This is a genomic window from Nitrobacter sp. NHB1, from assembly GCF_036964665.1.
Classification (GTDB): Bacteria; Pseudomonadota; Alphaproteobacteria; order Rhizobiales; family Xanthobacteraceae; genus Nitrobacter.
This window is the reverse complement of sequence record NZ_JBAMDA010000003.1, coordinates 65,810-86,157: the sequence shown is the minus strand read 5'-3', so window position 1 is coordinate 86,157 and position 20,348 is coordinate 65,810. Positions and strand designations below refer to the sequence as shown.

The window sequence follows — 20,348 nt, the reverse complement described above, 5'->3', positions numbered from 1 at the left end:
CAATCCCGACGGCTTTGGCTATACTTGGTTTTGCACGACGTTCGAGGCCTGGAAGAAGCGTGCGCGCCCTAGCATGCGTCAGACCCACGTAGGTGGGGAGAAGGTGTTCGTCGATTTCGCCGGCGACGCCATCGACATCTTCGATCCCATCACCGGCGAAGCGTATCCTCAGCGGAGGGGTACTTCGCTTCGCTCTGACGAAGGACCGGTTCGCGCCCAGAAGCGGTAGTTGGCCGAGGGCTCACGGTCGGTCCTGAGCCGCCTTACTTCGCAAGCGTATATTGAATCTCATTTCCACCGAGCGCCCGCAGCGCGTTGAGTATGACCGCGACGTCGATCACCTCCTGAAGCAAAGCACCTTGAACGGGCGTGATATAACCAAACGCTGCGGCGATCATACCGAGCAGCGATAGTCCAATCCCCGCAGCGACGCTTTCGAGCGCGATCAGGCGCGAGCGTCGTGCGATCTGAATCGCAGGTACGATACGATCAAGATGGTCAACCAGAAAGACTACATCTGCTGCCTCGGCCGACGCCGCTGTGCCCCGTGCGCCCATTGCTACCCCAATATCAGCCGCGGCCAGCGCCGGGGCGTCATTCACACCGTCGCCGACCATCATGACCGGACCGTTCTTCCGCTCCGTAAGGACAACCAACACTTTCTGATCCGGCGTCAACTCCGACCTAACGCCATCGATCCCGAGTCCGTCCGCTACAGCTTCCGCGACCTCGCGGCGATCTCCGGTCGCGAGAACGATTCGCTGTATTCCCAATTTTCTGAGCGCTTGCAGAAGGGCCTGCGTGCCAACGCGTAATTCATCGGCGAGCACGATCTCGCCGGCCATTTTGCCACCAATCGCAACGGCGACAATGACGGCGCCGGCCTTTTGCGTTGGCTCAAACGAATTTGTTGCCGTCTTCGTCAATTTAGATCGGACGAAGCGGATGCCGCCGACCACCACATTTAGCCCGTCAATGCTGCCCTCGATGCCCTCGCCCGCCGTCTCGATCACATTGGACGGGGTCGAGAGGTGCAGCTTGCGGTCGCGCGCCTCGATCACAAGGGTTTGGGCGATAATGTGCTTCGACGCCTGATCGAGCGAGGCTGCAATACGCAAGATGTCGTCGGGAGCGAGATGATCGCGAACGTTGACCGATATGACCTGGGCCCTGCCGTCGGTCAGCGTTCCCGTCTTGTCAATGACGAGCGAGTACACGCGCGCCAGCGCCTCAATGGCCTTCCCGCCCTTGATCAGGATACCAAATCGCGCCGCGCGTGAAAGGCCGGATACGATGGCGATCGGCACCGCCAGAATAAGCGGGCACGGCGTTGCAACCACTAGAACGGCGACGGCACGAATGGGATCATCGGTGAAGTACCAGGCTAAACCTGCAATCAGCACGGTCACGCCAAGAAACAGTATGGCAAACCGGTCGGCAAGCCGTGACATCGGTGCCTTGGAGCGCTGCGCCTCCTCGACCAACCTGACAATGCCGGCATAGGTGCTTTCAGCGGCGTAATGTGACGCCACCAGGTCGAAAGCTTCGCCGGCATTGGTCGATCCGCTCATCACCTCATCGCCGGCCCGCTGTTGAACCGGGATCGGTTCACCTGTCAGCGCCGATTGATCTAGAATTGCGACGCCGCTGGCGACTGTTCCATCGACCGGGACAACATCTCCTTGTCGAATGAGTAGCCGATCACCCGGCACGATTTTCTCAAGACCGACTTCTTCAAGCACGCTATTGCCATGCCTGACAGCCGTACGAGGTACCCGCGCGAGGATTGCAGTCATCTCGCGGCGCGCATGCCCCTCGGCGAAGGCTTCGAGATACTGGCCTCCCGAATACATCAACGCGACAACGACAGCTGCAAGGTTCTCGCCAACCGCCAGCGCTGCCGTCATCGACAGCGCTGCGACGATATCGAGACCGACCTCCGCGCGTCTCAGACTTGCTCCAATCTCATAGAGCAGAGCCACCAGAACCGGCACAGTGAAGGCAGCCCATAGCCCTCCTTGCCATGCTGGCAAACCAAACAAAGGCACAGCAAAACCTAATAGGAGGCCGAAAGCCGGTAATGCAACAAGAACTGACCGAACGATAGAATTAGAAAGCATGGTCAATGACCTCGATCGCAGCACTGGTCGGGATCTCGAACCCTTCCCGTCGCGCCTGCGGCGATAATGGGTTCACCACCGACGTCATCTGAATATCGAGCTCGCAATCATGGCGACGCAGGCCGAAATTCGAGCGATGACTTCTCAGGTATCAGTTTTGGAGAATCATCACTCAGTTTTCCGGATCCAGTGCTCGTCTCAATCTTCTGATGACGACGTTTCGTGCACGATCGTCTGCGGCCGCTGCAACCTTTTCGTTGATGTCGAGTATAAGTTTGGACATATCGTTGTGCCAATCGAGTGCGACAACGGCCTCGGGTGTTAGCCGACGGCGGTTCGCCGCATTGAGGTTCGTCGGCACATTTGTCGACAAGTCATAGATGTCATCGAGAAGAGGAAGAAAAATTTTCGCGGATGGAACAAGCCGATCTGCAATCCGCTCCGATAGTCCCACAATGGCCGACTCTTCACCATGAACCAGGAATATGCCCCTCCGAATGGGACGGCGAGCTGCGATCCATCGCGCCAGTTCGGAGCCGTCCGCATGTCCTGAATAATCGTCGATCCGACGAATCCGCGCCGCCACCTTGATCTCCTCGCCCTGGATGCGGACGGCTTTGGTTCCGTCCTCGAGGAACCGCCCCAGCGTGCCGCGGGCCTGAAAGCCGACCAGAAGCACCGTGGCCCGACTATTCCACAGCCAATGCTTAAGATGGTGGCGGATACGGCCAGCGTCACACATGCCGCTCGCTGCAATAATGATGTGAAAGCCGGAGAGCTTGGCGATCGACTTGCTCTCTTCCACCGTCTCAGTGAATCTGAGATGAGGTGAATTGAGCAAGCGAAGCGCATCGATGCTCGGATCGAGGCTTGCAGCATGCTTTCGGAAAACTTCTGTTGCGCGAATCGCGAGAGGGGAATCGAGGAAGATCGGTGCAGCAGGTATTTCGCTGCGTTCCATCAGATCAACCAAGTCGATGATCAGCTCCTGCGTGCGTTCGACAGCGAAGGCGGGAATCAGCAAGGCGCCGTTCGCTGCGGCGGCGTCGCGAACCTCGGCGGTCAGGCGTCGCTGGCGGCTTTGTCGTGTCGTTTCCGGGCGAATACGATCGCCATAGGTCGATTCCGAAATGACGTAGTCGAATCCTGCCGGGGCGACAGGGTTGGGTTGCAGCAACTTCGTATCGGGGCCGACATCGCCGGAAGCGAGCAGTCGCAGAGGTTGGGAAGATGTGCTTTCTTCAGAAAACTCCAGTTCGATCGAGGCAGACCCGAGAAGATGGCCGGCATTCCAATAGCGAGCGCGTACGGCCGGTATGACGTCGGTCCACGCCTCGTACTCAACGGGCTGGAACGCCTGCAGTGAGGCAATGGCATCGGCCTGGGTGTAGATCGGGCTGACCTCGGATCTCCCGCGTTTTGCGTTACGCAGGTTCAGAGCGATGACCTCGGATTCCTGAATGCTCCCGGAATCCGGCAACATATACGAACACAGATCGATCGTTCCGCGCGTCGCCAGTATCCGGCCGCGAAAACCTTCGCGCACCAATTTCGGCAGCAGTCCGCTGTGATCGATGTGGGCATGAGTCAGAAGGACAACATCGATATCGGCCGGGCGAAATGGGAAGGCAGTGTAGTTCAGCTCCTTGAGCGTCTTCTGCCCCTGAAAAAGCCCGCAATCGACCAGAAAGCTGCCTGCCGGAGTCTTGAAGCGATAACAAGAACCCGTAACTGTGCGTGCCGCACCGCAGAATTGAATGGTGACGCTCATGAAATAGCCTCGAACAGGATGGTATCGCCGAACTCGCGGTGGAGGGCCGAAGCGAAGAGATCATCGAGAACAAACGTGTTGGTGGCGTGCGGCACGCTGTGGGTTGATCGGATCGAATGAATGCCGACGTTCGCGAGCGCAACCATCAGTTCCGGCGGGAACAGCGCATGCGTGACGACGGCATCAACAACCGTGGCGCCGGCGGCCGAAAGAGCTTTCGCGCAGGCGATCAGGGTGCCGCCTGATGATACGATATCGTCGGTTATCAGGGCAGGGCGGCCGGCAAACAAAGAGGGGTTGGCAAATCTGAGTTCGACAGACTGGTCGCCATGACGAGCCTTTTGCGCAACGGCGCAGGTCAGGCCGAGACTTTCTGCAAGATAACTCGCCCACTGCCGGGATTCCGCATCGGGGCCGACCACGACCGTCGCCGGGTCGATATTTTCCGCACGAAGCGCGCCAGTGATCGCCGGCATGGCGGAAAGATTATCGGCATCAATACCTGGAAAGACAACTCTGATGTCAGGGGTCCGATGCAAATGAGCGTCCACTGTGATGACACGATCGACGGTGTTCACAATCATTTGGCCGACGGCTTTCTGGCTGATCGCCTCGCCTTCATGGAAAGCGGTGTCCTGACGCATGTAGCAAAGATATGGGGCTAGCAGCACGAGGCGTTTCGAGCCTTGGCGGCGGAGCGCCTCGGCGGCAAACAAGATGGCGATCAATTTGTCGTTGGGCCGGTCGAGCGAGGCGTAGATGATTGTTGTCGATGTCGCGGGACCAGCCGTCACACGCATCTCGCCATCGGGAAAGTAATGCAGGGCAATCTCATGAGCGGCAATCCCAAGCCGGGATGCAAGCCGCTTCGCATCAGCCGCCGAGGATGACAGATACTGGATGGTAATACTGCTCACGATGGCGCCTCAAGGCTGCTGGCTTGCTCGCTTCCGATCTTGTAGGCCGTATTGATCTTTGTTCCGGCGGCGGCAAGATCATGCTCCGACTGGTCAAATGCATAGATACGGTAAAGCGGCTCCCCTTGCTGGACGCGGTCTCCAAGTTTCTTGAACAGCCTGATGCCGGCGCCTTTATCGATCGGCGCCCCCGCAGTTCGCGCAAGCCGGTTCAGTTGCAAGCAATCGATGCTGGAGACGAATCCATCGCGTGAAGCTGTGACATCGAACGTCAATTTCCCCAAGTCTGTGCAACAAGTCGAAGGCCCTTGCGCGTCGATGATCTCTTGCATTTGTTTGAGCGCGGCGCCGCTATCGAGCAGTTCGCGTGCGCGGGCATAGCCGCTCCCACCACGCAGCTTCGGATCATATTCGAGCAGGCTCGCGGCAAGCTGCAGAGATTTCTCACGCAGGTCTGCTGGCGCTCCCGGATCATTAGCCAAAACCGCCATAACATCCTGAGCCTCAAGAGCTGGACCGATGCCGTTGCCGATCGGTTGGCAACCATCGGTAACGACAACCTCAACGCATATCCCAAAATGATCACCGACGAACTCGAATAATTTGCGCAGCCTCATCGCATCCATCGTGTTGACGAGCTTGGCCGTCGGACCGACAGGCAGATCAATCAGGAGGTGGGTTGAGCCGGCGGCGAGCTTTTTTGACATGATCGACGCCACCATTTGCTCGCGGGTATCGAGACCAAGTGGCCGCTCAACCGAAATCAGGATGTCGTCCGCCGGGGACAGATTGACATGTCCACCCCACACCAGACAGCCGCGGCATGCAGCCACGATGTCTTTCATTTCTTCAACGCCCACATCGACACGCGCCAGCGTTTCCATCGTATCGGCCGTGCCGGCGGGGGAGGTAATCGCTCGGGATGACGTCTTTGGAATCGTGAGCCCATGGGCTGCCACGATCGGCACCACAATCATGGATGTGCGATTTCCGGGAATGCCGCCGATGCAATGTTTGTCGACGACAATCGGATTGCTCCACTTGAGCTGCGTCCCGGCCCGAGCCATCGAATCGACCAAAGCGATGAGTTCGCCATTTGTCATAAAACTGGCAGAACTGATTAGGAATGCGGCTATCTCCATGTCGGAGTACCGATAATGGGTGAGATCATCGACAATCGTGCTGATATCGACAGCGCTGAAGGTTTGCCCCATGATTTTGGCGCGCACCGCATCGAGGCTGGACGGAGAGGTTGCCGGTGCAACGGTTACGGCGCTGCCCACGGACTCTGCGAAGCGCCTGAATGCCGGCTCAGAAAGCCCCAGGTCGTCGGGGCCCACTAACGAGTCATCGTCGGTAATGATGAGCGTGGCCAGCATGATCTTGGCATTCCGACGGAGCTCCACGCGACTGAAGCCCCGAAAGATCTCCGGTCGGAGGGCTCTGGAGCGCCGCGATATAACGACGACGTTTTCGCGGCCGGTATCGAGGTTGACACGACGGATCTTCGGCTGGGGCCGAGGGAGGTCGATATCGTTCATGTGTAAGGCCCGTGGAATGACATGATGAGTTAGTCTAGCGCACCCATCGGAACTCTCATTGACTCAAATCATGCTCGTCACCTGCAGTGTCGATATATTGATGTTTTGTAGCGATCGATCTCGGGCGAAAGTGGAACGGCATGGATTATGAAGTTCTGAGCCGCGTTATGGTGTCGCTGGCCATTGGGCTCCTTGTCGGTCTGGAGCGCGGCTGGCAAACGCGGGATGCAGAAGACAATCGGCGAGCCGCGGGCTTTCGCACGTTTGCGCTGTCCGGACTGTTGGGCGGCATAACCGGCCTCATCGCACTTCAAACGGGTGCTTCGGTCATTGGATGGGTCTTTCTAGGGTATACAGCGGCGTTTGCGGCCTTTCATTGGCTTGAAGCCAGAAACGAAGGCCATGCCAGCGTGACGTCAGTTGTCGCGGGAATGCTGACATTTCTGCTCGGGACTATGGCTGTCGTCGGAGATCTGCAACTTGCCATTGCCTGCGCCGTCGGCATGACGGTCCTTCTGGCGTTGCGAGAGCCGTTGCATCGATGGATCGACTCGTTGAGTTGGCAGGAAATTCGCGCCGTACTGAGTTTGCTCGCGATGTCGTTTCTGCTGTTGCCTTTACTGCCGAATCGACCGGTCGATCCGTGGAGGACCATCAATCCTTATCAGATATGGCTTCTCGCCATTATGATCGCGACAATTTCATTCGCTGGTTACGTGGCAGTGAAGGCATTCGGAAATCGGCTTGGGGTCTTCATGGCGGCCGTCGCGGGAGGGCTGGCATCGTCCACTGCGACCACGCTCGCTTTGGCGAAGCTGGCCCGCGAGCATCCGTCATCGTCGGGATTGTTGAGTGCAGGTATTTTGGTGGCCGGTGTCGTCATGATGCTGCGTGCGGGAGCGATTGTAGTAGCGCTCAATGGTGCGCTCTTTGTGCCGCTTATACCCGCGCTTTCAACCGCGGCAGCGGTGCTCGGCATCGGAGCCGCCATCTTGTGGTTTAGAAACATCGAGCAGGAAACGCCTGAACTTCAAATCAGGAATCCTCTTGAGGTCGGAACTGCGATCAAGCTGGCGGTGTTGCTCGCGGTCGTGATGCTGGTCGCAGAACTAGTGCGTCGAATGTTCGGCGGGGTCGGCATCCTCGTTGTGGCCGCGCTTTCCGGAATCGCGGATGTCGATGCCGTGACGATCTCGATCGCTCGCATGGGTGGAGGCGATGTGGATGTGAATACAGCGGCTCGTGCCATCATGATAGCAATCGCAATCAACACTGTCTCCAAGACCATTATGGCCAGTTGGGTCGGAAACAAGAAAGTCGGGATCCTGGTCGGGGGTATTAGCGCCATTGCGCTTGCCGGAGGTCTCGTTGTAGCTGCCTAGTCTGACAGTTTCAGAAAGGGTAAGCCTAGATGGCCCAGAGGCTGCAGCGTGCTGTTCATTGCATCTACCAAATGCCGGCGGTTCGATTGATGACGTGAATTTGCCTGCACACTGGGTAAGTCACAATTTTATGCGCCCGGGCTGTGTCGGCGGTTTGTGGGTCGAGTACTGTCAGTACATCCTGACCGGTGCGAGAACATCTGTATGAAGTCGGGGCGATCATAGACGATACGTACCGTAGCCAATGGTCAGCTATATTGATCGACATCAGACCAGTGAGGTCAGAGGTTCGATCGAGAACGATGACCCTCAGGCGCTCATGGTGCGGAGATGCTGGCGATTCCGAAGGACGATCTGGCGGGCTCCTGAAAAATCGAGGATGCCTCGATCATGAAGCTCGGAGAGGGCCCGCGAAACTGTTTCCAACGTAAGGCCGAGGTAGTCCCCGATATCACGTCGACACATGGGTAGAGCCATCATCGCCGCAGCCGAAAGGCGGTGGTCCATTTCCAGCAGAAAGGCAGCGACTCGCTCCATGGCGGTCTTGCGCCCGAGCAATAGCATATGGTTTTCGGCGTGCTGAAGATCGCCAGCCGTCATGTTCCAGAGCCTGCGGGTAACCTCTACGTCGATTGCTGCCGCGTGCTCCAAGCTGCTATGCTTTACGAGGCGAACGGTTGTGTTGATAATAGCCTCTGCCGTCAACCTGTGGTTCGAACTGGCCTCCAGCCCAAACACGTCCCCCGGCAAGTAAAATGCGCCAATCTGGCGCCGCCCGTCTGAAAGCAACTTGTGGCTACGAACGGCGCCGCGGACGACCTGGTAGACAAACTCGGCAGGTTCGTTCTCGCCGTAGATCTCTTCTTCCTTGCTGTATTTGAATTCTGTTGCCACGAGGCAGGCACGGCCCACGATAAGCCCGAACTTGTCTCCGACTTCAACGGGCAGCTTGCTGTTGCGGGGCATTTCGTGGGTGCTGACTGACTGCGTAAGCATGCGCCATCTCCTTGGTTGGGATGACGGTTTGTAAGATGCTTCACCATCGAGGGGTATTGCGTCCGATATCTTAGGGGCCGCACCCTAAGTAGGTTACCGGAGGTGAGCCAGGCTGCGCGGATCTCCGGGAACGGCCATTTGGTTCCAGCGAAGGGTTTCTAATGGCTCAGGTATTGGCGAGAGATGGCCTCCCGAACGCGCGTCACGAGGCTCTCCAGATGAGGCTTAAACAAAATATAATCTATGCCGGCGGCCGCGGCCTTCTCCGCGATATGCTGGTCGGGATAGCCGGTAATGAGAATGATCGGCGCCACGACATTGCGTTGACGGAGACGAGCCGCCACATCCAGTCCATTCATACAGGGCAGTTTGTAATCGATCACCAGGCAATCGACACCGTCCAGGTCAATGGACGTCAACAGCGGCGCGGCGGCGCTAAACGTGCGAACCTCGAAACCGTGGGTTTCGAGAAGAAACCGCAGCGACTGAAGCACGTCAGGATCGTCATCGAGAACGCAGATCTTGTGCTTTGTGGTTGTTCGGTCTGTCATCTGATGCCGCGAATCCGAAAGGTTAATCGCTGACGATACGATTATGGGAATGCGACGGCTTGATTTGGCTCAATCGTTCAAAATGCCTGCGCGCAGTGCGAGCCGGATCAATTCGGACAGGTTGTGCGCCTGCATTTTGGTCATGACATTCGCCCGGTAAACCTCGATCGTTCTGGGGCTGATATTGTGTTCGCGGGCGATCAGCTTGTTGGATAATCCTGCAACAAGGCCGTCCATGACCTGACGTTCGCGTTGACTGAGACTCGCGACCCTCGATGCGATCTCGGCCGAGACGGCGTCGCTTTTCACATGATCATGGCTCTGGAGGGCGGCCTCGATCATTCCGATCAGCCGTTCATCTTCAAACGGCTTTTCGACAAAATCGAGCGCCCCTAACTTTATAGCTTCAACCGCGAGGGCGATGTCTCCGTGTCCGGTCATGATGATGACAGGCAGGGGCGAGGTGCTGGCTTTAAGGCGACGGAGCAGGTCCATTCCATCGATACCCGGCATGCGAACGTCCGACACGACACAGCCAAAACCAAGACCGGCATGGGCATCGAGGAAGTCAGCGGCGGTTTCAAACACCGTCACTTCAAAGCCCACCGTGCCAAGGAGAAAATCGAGCGAGTCCCGCAACGCGGAATCGTCGTCGATAACGTAGACATTTCCGCTATGCGGCACCTGGCAAATCCTCATTCGGCGCAATTGGCAAGGTCAGTCGGAAGGTGGCGCCGCCGAAATCGTTCGTTTCGGCCCACATTCGGCCACCGTGGGCTTCCACGATCGACCGGCTGATCGAGAGCCCGACGCCCATACCGGTTTCCTTCGTGGTGAAGAAAGTCTCGAACAGATTTTTAACGGCGGTCTCACTGAAGCCATGGCCGGTATCCGATATCGACAATTCGATCATATCGTCTGAAGCCTTCGCACTGGAAACGGCAAGTTCCCGTTTCGGCGATTCTGCCATTGCCTCCAATGCATTTCGAAAGAGATTGACCAGGACCTGCTGAATCTGCACGCGATCGACCAGGATGCGGTCGCATTCCGGATCTAGCTCAAGCCGCAGCATGACGTTTTGCTCGCGGGCGCCCGCGAGACCGAGAGCCCCGGCTTCTTCCATCAGCTTCGCCAGGCTTTCGACACGCTTCTCGGACTCCCGCCGGGAGACGAAATCTCGCAACCGTCGAATGATCTGGCCGGCGCGGATGGCCTGGTCCGCAGCGCGATCCAACGCCGTTTCGATCTTCGAGATGTTGGGGGCGGCGCTGGCCGCCAGAAGACGACGCGATCCCTTCATGTAGTTGCTGATCGCGGCAAGGGGCTGGTTCAATTCATGCGCGAGAGCCGATGCCATTTCGCCCATCGCACTCAAGCGAGACATGTGAACCAGTTCGGATTGCAGCTCTTGAAGTTTTGCCTGAGTTTGCTGATGCTCCGTGAGATCGCGAACAAACCCGGTAAAATGCCGTTTCCCACCGGACTGCATCTCACCGACGGACAGGTGCATTGGAAAGGTGGTCCCATCCCGACGCTTTCCGGTCACAATCCGTCCGATGCCGATGATGTGCCGCTCGCCGGTGGATTGATAGCGAGCCAAATAGCCGTCGTGGCGGCTGCTATCCGGTTCAGGCATAAGAATACTGACGTTTTGGCCAATGGCTTCGGGTTCTGAGTAGCCAAACAAGTGCTCGGCGGCCGTGCTGAAGCGCTGCATAATGCCGTGACCGTCAATAACGATCATCGCATCGGGAATCGTGTGGAGAATCGAACGCAGATGATCTTCGCGCGCGAGTAACGCTTCCTCAACCAACTTCTGATCGTCGATATCGAGTATCACGCCACTCAGGCGGCGCGGTACTCCGTCTTCGTTGATGACGAGGCCGCCTCGTGCCCGAACCCAGTGACTCCCTTCTGGTCTCTCGCGGATCCGGAACTGAATATCGAACTTACACCCGGTCTGGATGGAGCGCTGAATAGCCGATTCGGTGCGTTCACGATCTTTCGGCTTGAGCAGGGAGAGGAAAAGATCATAGTTGACAGGGTCATTCTGCGAGACGCCAAAAAGCCTGCGTGTTGCGCTGGACCAGATCAATTCCTGGGTCGACAGATCGAGATCCCATACCCCAATTCCGGATTCGTCGAGGCCGCGCTGTAAATCCTCGTCCCGGAATAGGCTTTCAAAGAATGGCGGATCGTCACTCGTCACAGTTCACTTCCCGGCATGGCAAGGAAAACTTCATTGAAAAATCTGCTGTGATAAATCTACTGTACCTCGATAAGCATTGAGCCCCCTCGTACACTAATGAGGCTATCGGAGGTCTTGAACGCTACTTATGGTAGCAGGCCACCTCCGAAATCGAAGGATAGGGCTTTGTCCGGCTAAAAAACACCATAAAATGTCACACATGTAACTGGTCCCGGCCGGGACGGTCTCCCGGCAAAGCCGCTGGATTGCTTCCACTTCCGCGTGAAGGGGATTCTCGATGCAACGCTATGTTCACGAGGAAAACATTCTTCTCTATCGCAAGCTGCTTGCGGAGACGACGGATGAAGAAAAGCGTAAAATTATTTCAAGGTTGCTGGCGGTGGAGGAGGCAAAAGAGCTGCCTCCCTCCTCTCTAAAAAAGAAATGAGTTGTGTTTGATCAGCCTGCAGCACCGTCAAAAGATGCTGCAGGCTGGGCGATCAGCGGATCGTTAGGTGGTCTTCGACAAAGGCCACACCGGGTGCTGACCAAGCGGCGTTTTCGGCGGCACGTCGTTCATCCCAATTGTCGACCTTGCCGTCTAGAATGACCTTGTTGCCATTCTCGACCGTAACGCGAATAGCATTGGCTTCGATTTCCGCGTGGCGTTTGAGCGCCAACTCGATCTTGGTTTTGACGTTCGATGCCTCAGCGTGGGGCTTGATGGTGATTCTGTTCGTTACACCGCGCACGCCGGAAAGTTTGCGAACATCGTCTTCCGCCGCTGTTTTCTGATAGTACCAATTGACGTGGCCGCTTAGCGTGACCCAGCCGTCTTGAACGAGCACGTCGACGGTATCTGGAACAGTGACATTCCACTTCAGGATATCCATCGCCCGTTTGGCGATCTGGTCATCCGCCGTCTTGGTCTGGAACGGGTAGCGGACCTCGATGTTCTCCGCGATCGCGTGCACACCCTTGACGCGCCGAGCAGCTGCGATGGCTGCGACCTTCTGGGCATAGCTGGTAACGTGGCCGGTTAAGCTGACGACATTCTTATCGACGGCGACACCAATATGCTCGCCATCGAAAGCTGGGTCAAATTCGAATTCGTCGATGATGTCTTGACGAAGTTGAGAGTCAATCATGGTCGTTCTCCATGGGGTTTGTCCAAAGGCAAATAACCTGGCTCGTCCACGGTGCGGCACATTGATCAGAATCAAAAACGGCCGCAATGAATCGCCGTCATTGGACATCGCCTCAGCGGCGTGACGACAATCAGCCAGATCAGTTTGGATCGATCCGGGCCGTTCGCGGCGTCTCAGTGTCGCCGCTCGTCATGGTCGGCGCATCGCAAACATTCACAGAAACCTTAATCGAAGAAACTAGCCTTTGAGGCTTTCGATCACGTTCTGCAGCAGAGTCCGGACACGTTCCGCCGACTGTCTAAGTTGCGGATTATCGATTGCCTGCATGGAAGCGACGGGATCGATGGCCGCAACTTCGGTGCGACCTTGAGCAATTTCGTTAACAACGACGTTGCATGGCAACATGGTTCCGACCTTGTCCTCAAGTTGAAGCGCCTCATAGGCCAGCTTGGGATTGCACGCCCCAAGGATACGGTAGTTGCGAAATTCGACTCCGAGTTTTTCCTTGAATGTCTTTTTGACATCGATCTCGGTAATGATGCCGAAGCCGTTGTCCTTAAGGGCGTCCGTTGTTTGCTGTATGGCCTCGTCAAACCCGACGGGCAAGGTTTTACTGAAGTAGTATTTCATTGTGGTTTCCTTCGGAATGATGCCTCTCAGCATGAGGACATTCCGTTGGCGCTCCTTGCGGCAGATCAAGTGCAGGGCAAGCGGAGGACGCTTAAAGTAAATTTTCTGCGGCAACCGTAGTCATGACGGTGGCCATCATGCCAAATGCATTTCAGCAGATTCGAACGAGGACGAAAGAACTTCAACAGTGTTCGATATGGTGTTGCCATGACATCAGAAATCCGGGAAAGTTATATTGAGGTGCGCGATTGCGCAGCTCTTTCACACACTCGATCCCTTTCCATTTCGAGAAAAGGATCTCGACCAGGACGTCGAAAATTATATCGTGCGCTGGGCTCGGGAGTTACCCGGCAACGAGCCGATCAGAATTATTATTTATCTCTCGGATACCGAATTCAAAACGAGCGTACTCCAAGACATCGGTGAGGCATTCAGCCGCTATTTCACTAGCCGTGCGGTCGTTATTCAGCATGAATTGAATGAATTCTTTCGCATTGGACGCAGATCGCTTGGGATTGGAGTCGCCATTCTTATATTATGCCTTGCTTCCGCGCATTTCGCCGACGGATACCTAAGGAACCTCTGAGCAACGTCACGTTTTCTGAAGCAGTCGCAACAGGTTTGCGTTGGCGGTGAAGGGTTCTTTGTTTGCACCTGCCGCGGGCGGCATTCGCCCGGCGACTTTGTCAAGCGGACGCAAGGGTTCTGCGGGCAAGGAATAGGTTTGCGAGCGCGAGCAACGCGAAGACCTGTGCGCCGTTTTTGGCGATGCCGCGATAGCGAACCTTGCGAAAGCCGAACTGGCATTTCATCACCCGGAACACGTGCTCGACCTTGGCGCGGATTTTTCCGAAGCGGCGATTGCGCCGGCGTTGCGATATCGACAGGGGGCGCCCGGGCTTCGCTTTCGCCTTCACGGCCCACAGAACGCCCGCTGCTTCCGCCTGTCGTTGTTTGCGGTCGTTGGCATATCCCTTGTCGCCATACACCGCACGGTCATCCTCGCGGATCAGATTGTCCATGACCTTGGCGTCATGCACACTGCCTGTGGTCACGCCCGCGGTGTGCACGAGCCCGCTTGTCGCATCGACACCGATGTGGGCCTTCATGCCAAAGTACCACTGGTTGCCCTTCTTCGATGAGCGCATCTCGGGGTCGCGCTTCTGTGCCTTGTTCTTCGTCGATGGCGATGCCGCGATCAGCGTCGCGTCGATGATGGTGCCGCCACGCAGTAGAGCACCGCGAGTCTCCAGAAACTCTGCAATCGCGACGAATATCGCCTTCGTCAACTCGTGACGCTCCAGCAGATGCCGGAAGTTCAAGATGGTCGTCTCATCGGGGATGGTGTCGCGTCCGAGCTCCAGACCCGCAAACGTGCGCATCGAGCAAATGTCGTAAAGGACTTCTTCCGCGCCGGGGTCAGAGAGGTTGTACCACTGCTGCAAGCAATAAATCCGTAGCATCACGGCCAGTGGAAATGGTCGCCGACCGCCACTCGGACCCGCCTTGGGATAATGCGGCTCGATCAAAGCTTCGAGCGCGACCCAAGGCACCACGGCTGCCATCTCAGCCAAAAACACATCTCGCTTCGTGCGCTTCTTCTTGGCCGCATAATCGAGCGACGCGAAACTCAGCTGGGCCATCCGAGCGCCTCCCCGAATCAATGATCGAAGAGTGCCATAGTCGCCAAGTTGTTCAGAGCTTCCCTAACTGGTGCACAGTTAAAAAATGTAGCTAGAGAAAGTTTCCTGATCCTGGGATGGGTCGCAAACTGGCGCCCATTGGAAATCTTTCTTTATGATTGGTGGCCGATTGCGCAGCGGCGTGCTTTGTATCAGCGCCTAGCGGCAGCACCGGTCGAGTTGCGACCCTATTCATTGACATTGATGCAAGAGCCGATTCCATCCAGCTCATCCTCTTGAATGCGTGGAAGCTTGGCCCGGACGCGGTCGTGAGCTAATATTCAATCCGTCTCAGGGCCGACAGCGATAGTGTGCCTGCATCTGTTGTGTTCTTCTGGTGTAATCAACGCGCCGCTGCTAGTTGGTCATCTTCCGGAGAAATCAAGTAGAGCCCAGACATGGTATCGACCCAGCAAAGGTGATCGTGAACTTCCTTCACGCCGGCAACATTTTCTGCCGCGACCACGGCAGCCTGTCGGGCCCGTTCGTCGGTAATGACCCCGCTGAGATGGACGAGTCCGCCGTGCACAATGACGCCCAGTCCGTATGGACACCAGTCGCTGTTTTCGATGGATGTAATGATGCGGTCGCGAATATGGTCGTCATCCGCGGTCGGATCTGGAATCTCGCGGGCAAGCCCTGCGACGGCCTGCAGTAGATTGGCGCGTGTGACGATTCCGACAATCTGGTTGCCCCGCATGACCGGCAACCGCTTGATGCTGTTCTTTTCCATCGTCGTCACAATGTCTTCCAGCAGCGCATCTTCTGACACGGTACAAGGGTGTGGTGTCATGATTTCACCGACCTTGCGACCTTGCTCGTGAACGAAGTCCGACGCGTCCCTGCCGGCACCGAGCAGGAATTTCAGCCATCGAGCCCTCCTGCGCTGTGTTCCAATTTCGGCACGGCGAATAAAATCTCCTTCCGAAACGATACCGATCAACTTTCCTGCCGCGTTGGTAACCGGAAGGCCACTGATGTGTCGTTCGAGCATAATGTTTGCTGCATTGACGATGGTCGTGTCAGGATGGACCGTGATGACCTGCCTGGTCATGATCTGATGAGCGCGCATGGCAAAGCTCCGAAAGTTTGGATAAAGCGTCTCAAAATGCTATCGCCAACGCATCGAGGTGGCTTGACCTAGGTCAATCGCGATGGCTGACCGCAATCGCAATACGGGCAATTCCTGCCTAGCGGCGAGTGTCTCTCATCGTTTGCAGCAGCGACCGCATCATTTGTAGTTATTTGACGTGGATCATTCTCGCTTCATCAACTCGGACCCATGCATATTGGTGGATGACACCATTTGAGAGTGTCAATTGAGCCGCATCGGGAGAAAAGAATGACCTACGCGACGATCATGGTTAGCCTTGCGTCCGATCAGTCGAACGAGCGCTGTCTCGCCATTGCCAGCGAAATGGTTGAACGATTTGATGCGCGAGTTGTCGGAATCGCGGCTGCGGAGTTCAGTCCGCCGCTCTATTTTACCTCGGGCGAGCAAGCCGATAAGATGATTGAACAAGGTCGGAACGCCATCAAGACGCGATTGTCGGAGCTTGAGTCCGAGTTCCGAAATGTCATGAATCGGGGCACGAAACACGTCGAATGGCGCTCCAACATGGAGATGCCTATTCGGTTTGTTGCACGAGAAGCACGTACTGCCGATATTATCGTGATCGGGCAAAGTCGAGACAGTGCATTTACAGACCCCTTTGCCAGGGTCAATCCGAGCGATCTGATTATGCAGGCGGGCAGGCCACTGCTCATTGTTCCGGAAGCAGCTGGATGGCTCGATTTACGAAGTGTGCTAGTTGCCTGGAAAGACACCCCCGAGGCGCGACGGGCAATCGTCGATTCGCTTCCGTTGCTTCGTAAAGCCAAGGACGTCACGATCGCCGAGATTGTCGAGGACGGCGGCAGCCGCGAGGCGGCATTGAAGCGTACTGGTGATGTGGTTATGTGGCTTTCGCATCATCACATTGCAGCAAACGCACTTGTTCCGGAAGAGAGTTCGACATGGGATGCTGCGGTTGCACTGGATAGAATCGCGTCCAGCGTTGGAGCCGGCGTGGTCGTTGCGGGAGCCTACGGCCATTCGCGATTGCGTGAGTGGGTACTCGGTGGCGTAACGCAGCATTTTGCGACTGAATCGACGCGTTGCGCGTTGCTATCGCGCTGATCCGTACCGGCTCGCAGCCGGTTTCGGTAGCGTGAGGAGGACGACCGACCCCTGTTCTGGCCGATCGATCAGACGCAAGCTAACCCGGAATAAACATTCGCACGGCCGCTGCGCCCATGAGCGCCGTCGTGATCCAGCCAAGTAGGATGACGGGGCGTCCGGCAGTAAAGGCGCCCATCACGGATTTCTTGAACACGAGTAGGATAATGATAATCATAAGCGGCACCGCAACAATCCCGTTGATCACCGCGCTCCAGAACAGTGCTTTCATGGGGCTGATCGGCGAATACTGAATGAGCAGCCCGGCAAGCACGCTGACGACTATGACGCCGTAGAAGTTGCGAGCATCGGTGGCCTTTCTTTCCAGCCCCATTTCCAGCCCATTGCTTTGGAGAGAGCATAAGCAGCAGAGTCGGCAAAAACTGGTACTCCGATCAGGCCAACCCCGAGAATGCCGAGAGCGAAGAGAGTGAATGCGTAGTCTCCGGCAAGTGGCCGCAGCGCACTTGCTGCTTGCGCCGCGGTTTCGATATCGGTAATGCCTGCGACGTTGAGCGTGACGGCGTTCGCCAGGATGATGAAGTAGGCCGTGATGTCAGAGTAGAGCATGCCGCTCCAGGTGTCCCAACGGATGCGGCTGAGTTCAACATTCGCAGCGGGTGCGTCGTCGACGAGGGGCGAGGCTCCCATCGTCGAATCGCCATCGACGAAGAAAAAAATACAGAAGCGCGCGCCCGAGATGCGCTCATCGAAGAAGGGCAACCAGTGGTACTTTGACATGAAGGCCCATATCGGTATCGACACGACAAGCGGGCTCGTGCACACCGCGGGCGTGACCACAGGTAGTGTGCATGACGCCAAGGTCATGGACATGTGTGGACGTATATGGACCCCGCCCGATTGCAACAGGTTGGACGGATCAGGATCACAGGTCACAACTGCTGACGTATATCCGGCTTCCTGATGCGGCTTGACCAATCTTCGCCGCGAGCCTCGATGGATTTTCGCCCGCTTCCACCTCAATGCCCCGGAGACATTGGCTAAGCCATGCCGGTCCACACATCAGGTTCGGGAAGCGACGCGGTGACCGTTTCGCCATCTCCTGCCATTTGCTGCAATTGCTGGGGTGAGACCTCCTTCTCTTTCTTCCGTTTGCGGCTTTGCCTCAGGCTACCGTCACTGACATCGCCGGTTCGTAGGATGCATCGCCGGAAAGCATGGCCCACACGATGCGGGCATTCTTGTTGGCGAGCGCGACAGCCGCAACATTGGGATGTCGCCGCTGCCGCAATTTGCCGAGCCAGAGGCTTCGAGGATCCTGTTTGCCGCCGGCTCGACCCAAAGCGGCGCGAGCGCCATGGATCATCAGGGTGCGTAAATAACGGTCGCCGCGCTTGCTGATGCCGAACAAACGAGCTCGCCCTCCACTCGATCGCTGCTTCGGCACCAAGCCCAGCCATGCGGCAAACTGGCGGCCATTCCTGAAGCACGTTCTGTCCCCCACGGCAGCAATCAATGCCGTCGCTGTCACAGGGCCAATGCCTTCGATCTTGCCCAAGCGCTGGCATTGCTCGCTGTTGCGGAAGATTTCCCGTATCCGTCGATCATAGGATGTTATTCGCTGATCGAGTTCAGCTATCTCGACTTGCAATTCCCGCATGAGCGACCGAACCAGGCCGCTGAGCCCGTCATCGCTGCTCCCGACAATCTTCGCGAGGCCGCGTCGTAACTGCGTAATGTCACGGGCGATGACAATTCCATGCTCGGAAAGAAGACCACGAATCTGATTGACGAGCCTGACCCGGTCCGCGACTAGACGCCGGCGAATGCGATGAACGGCTTGCACCGCCAACTGATCCACCGATTTCGGCGGCACGAAGCGCATTGATGGTCGGCCGACGGCTTCACATATGGCTTCCGCGTCGTTTCGGTCGTTCTTGTTGGATTTTACGTACGGTGTCACGAACTGCGGACTGATCAACCGCACTTGGTGGCCGAACTCAGTGAGCACTCTTGTCCAGTAATGCGCACCGTTCGAAGCTTCCATGCCGACCAGGCACGGTGGCAAGTTGGCAAAGAAGTGGGCTACCGCATTGCGACGCAGCGTCTTGCGCACGACGACTTTCCCGTGGCTGTCGACGCCATGAACCTCAAACACATATTTCGCAAGATCCAGACCTATCCGAACGACTTGCATGACATCCTCCTTCATCGCAGTTGGCGCTCGAGATTCCACCTCGCCGCGAGGGCGGGGTCCATACCATTGCCCCCGTTGAAGCAAGCTGAATCTTTGGAAAGTAAATGGCGTGCGGATCGGGTGCTGACATGTGTCCGGCCTCTGCTGCGGCATATAGGAGTTCGCGGATCGGTTCCAAAACAACCTGGCGCGCTCGAGACGCTTGTCCATGAACTGGTTTTCCCGATCCCGTCTCACGACCGTTGCGCCATACTCTCCTTCAACCTCAGCCTGCTCCACGGCAACCCCACGACGTTAGCGGCTTACGCCACCACCGCCGGAGCTCGGTAGACCCCGCCATGGGCGAGCAACGCCCAGACTGTTCGGGCCAACTTGTTAGCCAGCGCGACCCGCACCAGCATCGGCGGCTTGCGCGCCATCATGCTGGCCAGCCACGATCCCGGCACGGGACCTTTGCGGGATGCCCAACTGGCAACTGCGCTCGCCCCAATGATGAGCAGACATCGCAGCGTTCGTTCTCCCATCCGAGAGGTTCGACCCAGCCGTTCCTTGCCGCCGCTGGAGTGTTGCACCGGCGTAAGACCCAGCCATGCGGCAAAGTCGCGCCCTCGTCGGAAGGTCGCGGCCGATGGTGCCAGCGCGACCAGGGCTGTTGCGGTGATCGCCCCGATACCAGGGATGGTCATTAACCGCCTCGCGACCGGATCCTCCTTCGCGCGCCGCACGATCTCGGCATCAAGCACCGACACCCGATCATTGAGCGCACGGAGTTCGGCGATGATAGCGCCAAGGATGATACGGGCTGGCTCCAGGAGGTTGGAGACCGGGACTGTCAGGAATTCCGTGTGCGGGCGGGCGGTTGAACATTATGTCGCCATTGCCCGGATGAAGCGCTCGCCGAAGATGACGGCGAACTGGGCCTTGGCCATGGTCCACTCACGTGGCGGCATTTTCCACTCTTTTTCCGATCGGTTCAAGATCAGATAGAGCAGCTTGGTTGCCGCATCGTCGCTTGGGAAGTGGCCCCTGGGAGCTATGCGGGATTT

General features: G+C 57.1%; 17 protein-coding genes and 4 pseudogenes. 5 read left to right on the top strand and 16 right to left on the bottom strand.

Annotation, left to right across the window (positions count from 1 at the left end):
* Position 1: 1 nt before the first annotated feature.
* Positions 2–175 (top strand): annotated as a pseudogene (locus V4R08_RS15960) (IS21 family transposase); the annotation flags it as partial.
* A gap of 88 nt (positions 176–263) precedes the next feature.
* Here the strand turns inward: V4R08_RS15960 and V4R08_RS15955 are convergent.
* The 4 genes from V4R08_RS15955 to V4R08_RS15940 form a co-directional block, all read right to left on the bottom strand.
* Positions 264–2,120, bottom strand: a complete 1,857-nt coding sequence (locus tag V4R08_RS15955; protein ID WP_335580377.1) for a heavy metal translocating P-type ATPase — start codon at positions 2,118–2,120, stop codon at positions 264–266.
* Positions 2,121–2,292: 172 nt separating this feature from the next.
* Positions 2,293–3,891, bottom strand: a complete 1,599-nt coding sequence (locus tag V4R08_RS15950) for an MBL fold metallo-hydrolase (protein ID WP_335580376.1) — start codon at positions 3,889–3,891, stop codon at positions 2,293–2,295.
* Complete coding sequence (locus V4R08_RS15945) at positions 3,888–4,808, bottom strand: ribose-phosphate pyrophosphokinase (RefSeq protein ID WP_335580375.1); 921 nt, start codon at positions 4,806–4,808, stop codon at positions 3,888–3,890. Before V4R08_RS15945 ends, V4R08_RS15950 begins: the two co-directional genes overlap by 4 nt.
* Complete coding sequence (locus tag V4R08_RS15940) at positions 4,805–6,349, bottom strand: thymidine phosphorylase family protein (RefSeq protein WP_335580374.1); 1,545 nt, start codon at positions 6,347–6,349, stop codon at positions 4,805–4,807. Before V4R08_RS15940 ends, V4R08_RS15945 begins: the two co-directional genes overlap by 4 nt.
* 140 nt (positions 6,350–6,489) lie before the next feature.
* Between V4R08_RS15940 and V4R08_RS15935 the strand changes: the two genes are divergently transcribed.
* Entirely contained in the window at positions 6,490–7,731 is a 1,242-nt protein-coding gene (locus tag V4R08_RS15935; protein ID WP_335580373.1) for an MgtC/SapB family protein, read from the top strand.
* Positions 7,732–8,040: 309 nt separating this feature from the next.
* Here V4R08_RS15935 and V4R08_RS15930 read toward each other — a convergent pair whose 3' ends face one another.
* The 4 genes from V4R08_RS15930 to fixL all read right to left on the bottom strand — a co-directional run bounded on the left by V4R08_RS15930 (position 8,041) and on the right by fixL (position 11,487).
* Positions 8,041–8,727: a helix-turn-helix domain-containing protein gene (locus V4R08_RS15930; protein WP_335580372.1), complete on the bottom strand. Its 687-nt coding sequence runs from the start codon at positions 8,725–8,727 to the stop codon at positions 8,041–8,043.
* A 158-nt stretch (positions 8,728–8,885) separates the two neighbouring features.
* The gene (locus tag V4R08_RS15925; RefSeq protein ID WP_335580371.1) at positions 8,886–9,278 is read right to left on the bottom strand and encodes a response regulator transcription factor; all 393 of its coding nucleotides are present in this window, start codon (positions 9,276–9,278) and stop codon (positions 8,886–8,888) included.
* A gap of 69 nt (positions 9,279–9,347) precedes the next feature.
* A complete protein-coding gene (gene fixJ, locus V4R08_RS15920) occupies positions 9,348–9,962 on the bottom strand; it encodes a response regulator FixJ (protein WP_335580370.1) in 615 nt (204 codons plus the stop codon).
* Complete coding sequence (gene fixL / locus V4R08_RS15915; RefSeq protein WP_335580369.1) at positions 9,952–11,487, bottom strand: sensor protein FixL; 1,536 nt, start codon at positions 11,485–11,487, stop codon at positions 9,952–9,954. Before fixL ends, fixJ begins: the two co-directional genes overlap by 11 nt.
* Before the next feature lie 277 nt (positions 11,488–11,764).
* Here fixL and V4R08_RS15910 point away from each other — a divergent pair, with 277 nt between their 5' ends.
* Positions 11,765–11,914, top strand: coding sequence for a hypothetical protein (locus tag V4R08_RS15910; RefSeq protein WP_335580368.1), 150 nt, complete (start codon positions 11,765–11,767; stop codon positions 11,912–11,914).
* A gap of 52 nt (positions 11,915–11,966) precedes the next feature.
* On the opposite strand, the gene V4R08_RS15905 is transcribed toward V4R08_RS15910, so the two are convergent.
* The 4 genes from V4R08_RS15905 to V4R08_RS15885 form a co-directional block, all read right to left on the bottom strand.
* Positions 11,967–12,614 carry a BON domain-containing protein gene (locus V4R08_RS15905; protein ID WP_335580367.1) on the bottom strand — a complete coding sequence of 216 codons (648 nt, stop codon included), beginning with the start codon at positions 12,612–12,614 and terminating at the stop codon, positions 11,967–11,969.
* Between the two features lie 237 nt (positions 12,615–12,851).
* Positions 12,852–13,244, bottom strand: a complete 393-nt coding sequence (locus tag V4R08_RS15900) for a DUF302 domain-containing protein (RefSeq protein WP_335580548.1) — start codon at positions 13,242–13,244, stop codon at positions 12,852–12,854.
* Positions 13,245–13,930: 686 nt separating this feature from the next.
* Positions 13,931–14,887, bottom strand: coding sequence for an IS5 family transposase (locus V4R08_RS15895; protein WP_335580366.1), 957 nt, complete (start codon positions 14,885–14,887; stop codon positions 13,931–13,933).
* A 382-nt stretch (positions 14,888–15,269) separates the two neighbouring features.
* Positions 15,270–15,998: a CBS domain-containing protein gene (locus V4R08_RS15885; RefSeq protein WP_335580365.1), complete on the bottom strand. Its 729-nt coding sequence runs from the start codon at positions 15,996–15,998 to the stop codon at positions 15,270–15,272.
* 270 nt (positions 15,999–16,268) lie between these two features.
* Here V4R08_RS15885 and V4R08_RS15880 point away from each other — a divergent pair, with 270 nt between their 5' ends.
* On the top strand, positions 16,269–17,105 hold the full coding sequence (locus tag V4R08_RS15880) for a universal stress protein (RefSeq protein ID WP_335580364.1): 837 nt from the start codon (positions 16,269–16,271) through the stop codon (positions 17,103–17,105).
* Between the two features lie 79 nt (positions 17,106–17,184).
* On the opposite strand, the pseudogene V4R08_RS15875 reads toward V4R08_RS15880, so the two are convergent.
* Positions 17,185–17,792: pseudogene (locus V4R08_RS15875) on the bottom strand (divalent metal cation transporter); the annotation flags it as partial.
* Here V4R08_RS15875 and V4R08_RS18275 point away from each other — a divergent pair.
* Positions 17,713–18,069, top strand: a complete 357-nt coding sequence (locus tag V4R08_RS18275) for a transposase (RefSeq protein WP_442935696.1) — start codon at positions 17,713–17,715, stop codon at positions 18,067–18,069. The pseudogene V4R08_RS15875 and the gene V4R08_RS18275 overlap by 80 nt on opposite strands.
* A gap of 201 nt (positions 18,070–18,270) precedes the next feature.
* On the opposite strand, the gene V4R08_RS15865 is transcribed toward V4R08_RS18275, so the two are convergent.
* The 3 genes and pseudogenes from V4R08_RS15865 to V4R08_RS15855 all read right to left on the bottom strand — a co-directional run.
* On the bottom strand, positions 18,271–19,302 hold the full coding sequence (locus V4R08_RS15865; RefSeq protein WP_335580547.1) for an IS110 family RNA-guided transposase: 1,032 nt from the start codon (positions 19,300–19,302) through the stop codon (positions 18,271–18,273).
* 302 nt (positions 19,303–19,604) lie between these two features.
* Positions 19,605–20,123, bottom strand: a pseudogene (locus V4R08_RS15860) (IS110 family RNA-guided transposase); the annotation flags it as partial.
* 45 nt (positions 20,124–20,168) lie between these two features.
* Positions 20,169–20,339: pseudogene (locus V4R08_RS15855) on the bottom strand (IS256 family transposase); the annotation flags it as partial.
* Between the last annotated feature and the right edge of the window lie 9 nt (positions 20,340–20,348).

Excerpts from the sequence above, each read along its gene's own strand:
- V4R08_RS15955 (WP_335580377.1), bottom strand. The coding sequence starts at position 2,120 with ATGCTTTCTAATTCTATCGTTCGGTCAGTTCTTGTTGCATTACCGGCT.
- V4R08_RS15950 (WP_335580376.1), bottom strand. The coding sequence starts at position 3,891 with ATGAGCGTCACCATTCAATTCTGCGGTGCGGCACGCACAGTTACGGGT.
- V4R08_RS15940 (WP_335580374.1), bottom strand. The coding sequence starts at position 6,349 with ATGAACGATATCGACCTCCCTCGGCCCCAGCCGAAGATCCGTCGTGTC.
- V4R08_RS15935 (WP_335580373.1), top strand. The coding sequence starts at position 6,490 with ATGGATTATGAAGTTCTGAGCCGCGTTATGGTGTCGCTGGCCATTGGG.
- V4R08_RS15930 (WP_335580372.1), bottom strand. The coding sequence starts at position 8,727 with ATGCTTACGCAGTCAGTCAGCACCCACGAAATGCCCCGCAACAGCAAG.
- V4R08_RS15925 (WP_335580371.1), bottom strand. The coding sequence starts at position 9,278 with ATGACAGACCGAACAACCACAAAGCACAAGATCTGCGTTCTCGATGAC.
- V4R08_RS15910 (WP_335580368.1), top strand. The coding sequence starts at position 11,765 with ATGCAACGCTATGTTCACGAGGAAAACATTCTTCTCTATCGCAAGCTG.
- V4R08_RS15905 (WP_335580367.1), bottom strand. The coding sequence starts at position 12,614 with ATGATTGACTCTCAACTTCGTCAAGACATCATCGACGAATTCGAATTT.
- V4R08_RS15900 (WP_335580548.1), bottom strand. The coding sequence starts at position 13,244 with ATGAAATACTACTTCAGTAAAACCTTGCCCGTCGGGTTTGACGAGGCC.
- V4R08_RS15895 (WP_335580366.1), bottom strand. The coding sequence starts at position 14,887 with ATGGCCCAGCTGAGTTTCGCGTCGCTCGATTATGCGGCCAAGAAGAAG.
- V4R08_RS15885 (WP_335580365.1), bottom strand. The coding sequence starts at position 15,998 with ATGCGCGCTCATCAGATCATGACCAGGCAGGTCATCACGGTCCATCCT.
- V4R08_RS15880 (WP_335580364.1), top strand. The coding sequence starts at position 16,269 with ATGACCTACGCGACGATCATGGTTAGCCTTGCGTCCGATCAGTCGAAC.
- V4R08_RS18275 (WP_442935696.1), top strand. The coding sequence starts at position 17,713 with ATGCCGCTCCAGGTGTCCCAACGGATGCGGCTGAGTTCAACATTCGCA.
- V4R08_RS15865 (WP_335580547.1), bottom strand. The coding sequence starts at position 19,302 with ATGCAAGTCGTTCGGATAGGTCTGGATCTTGCGAAATATGTGTTTGAG.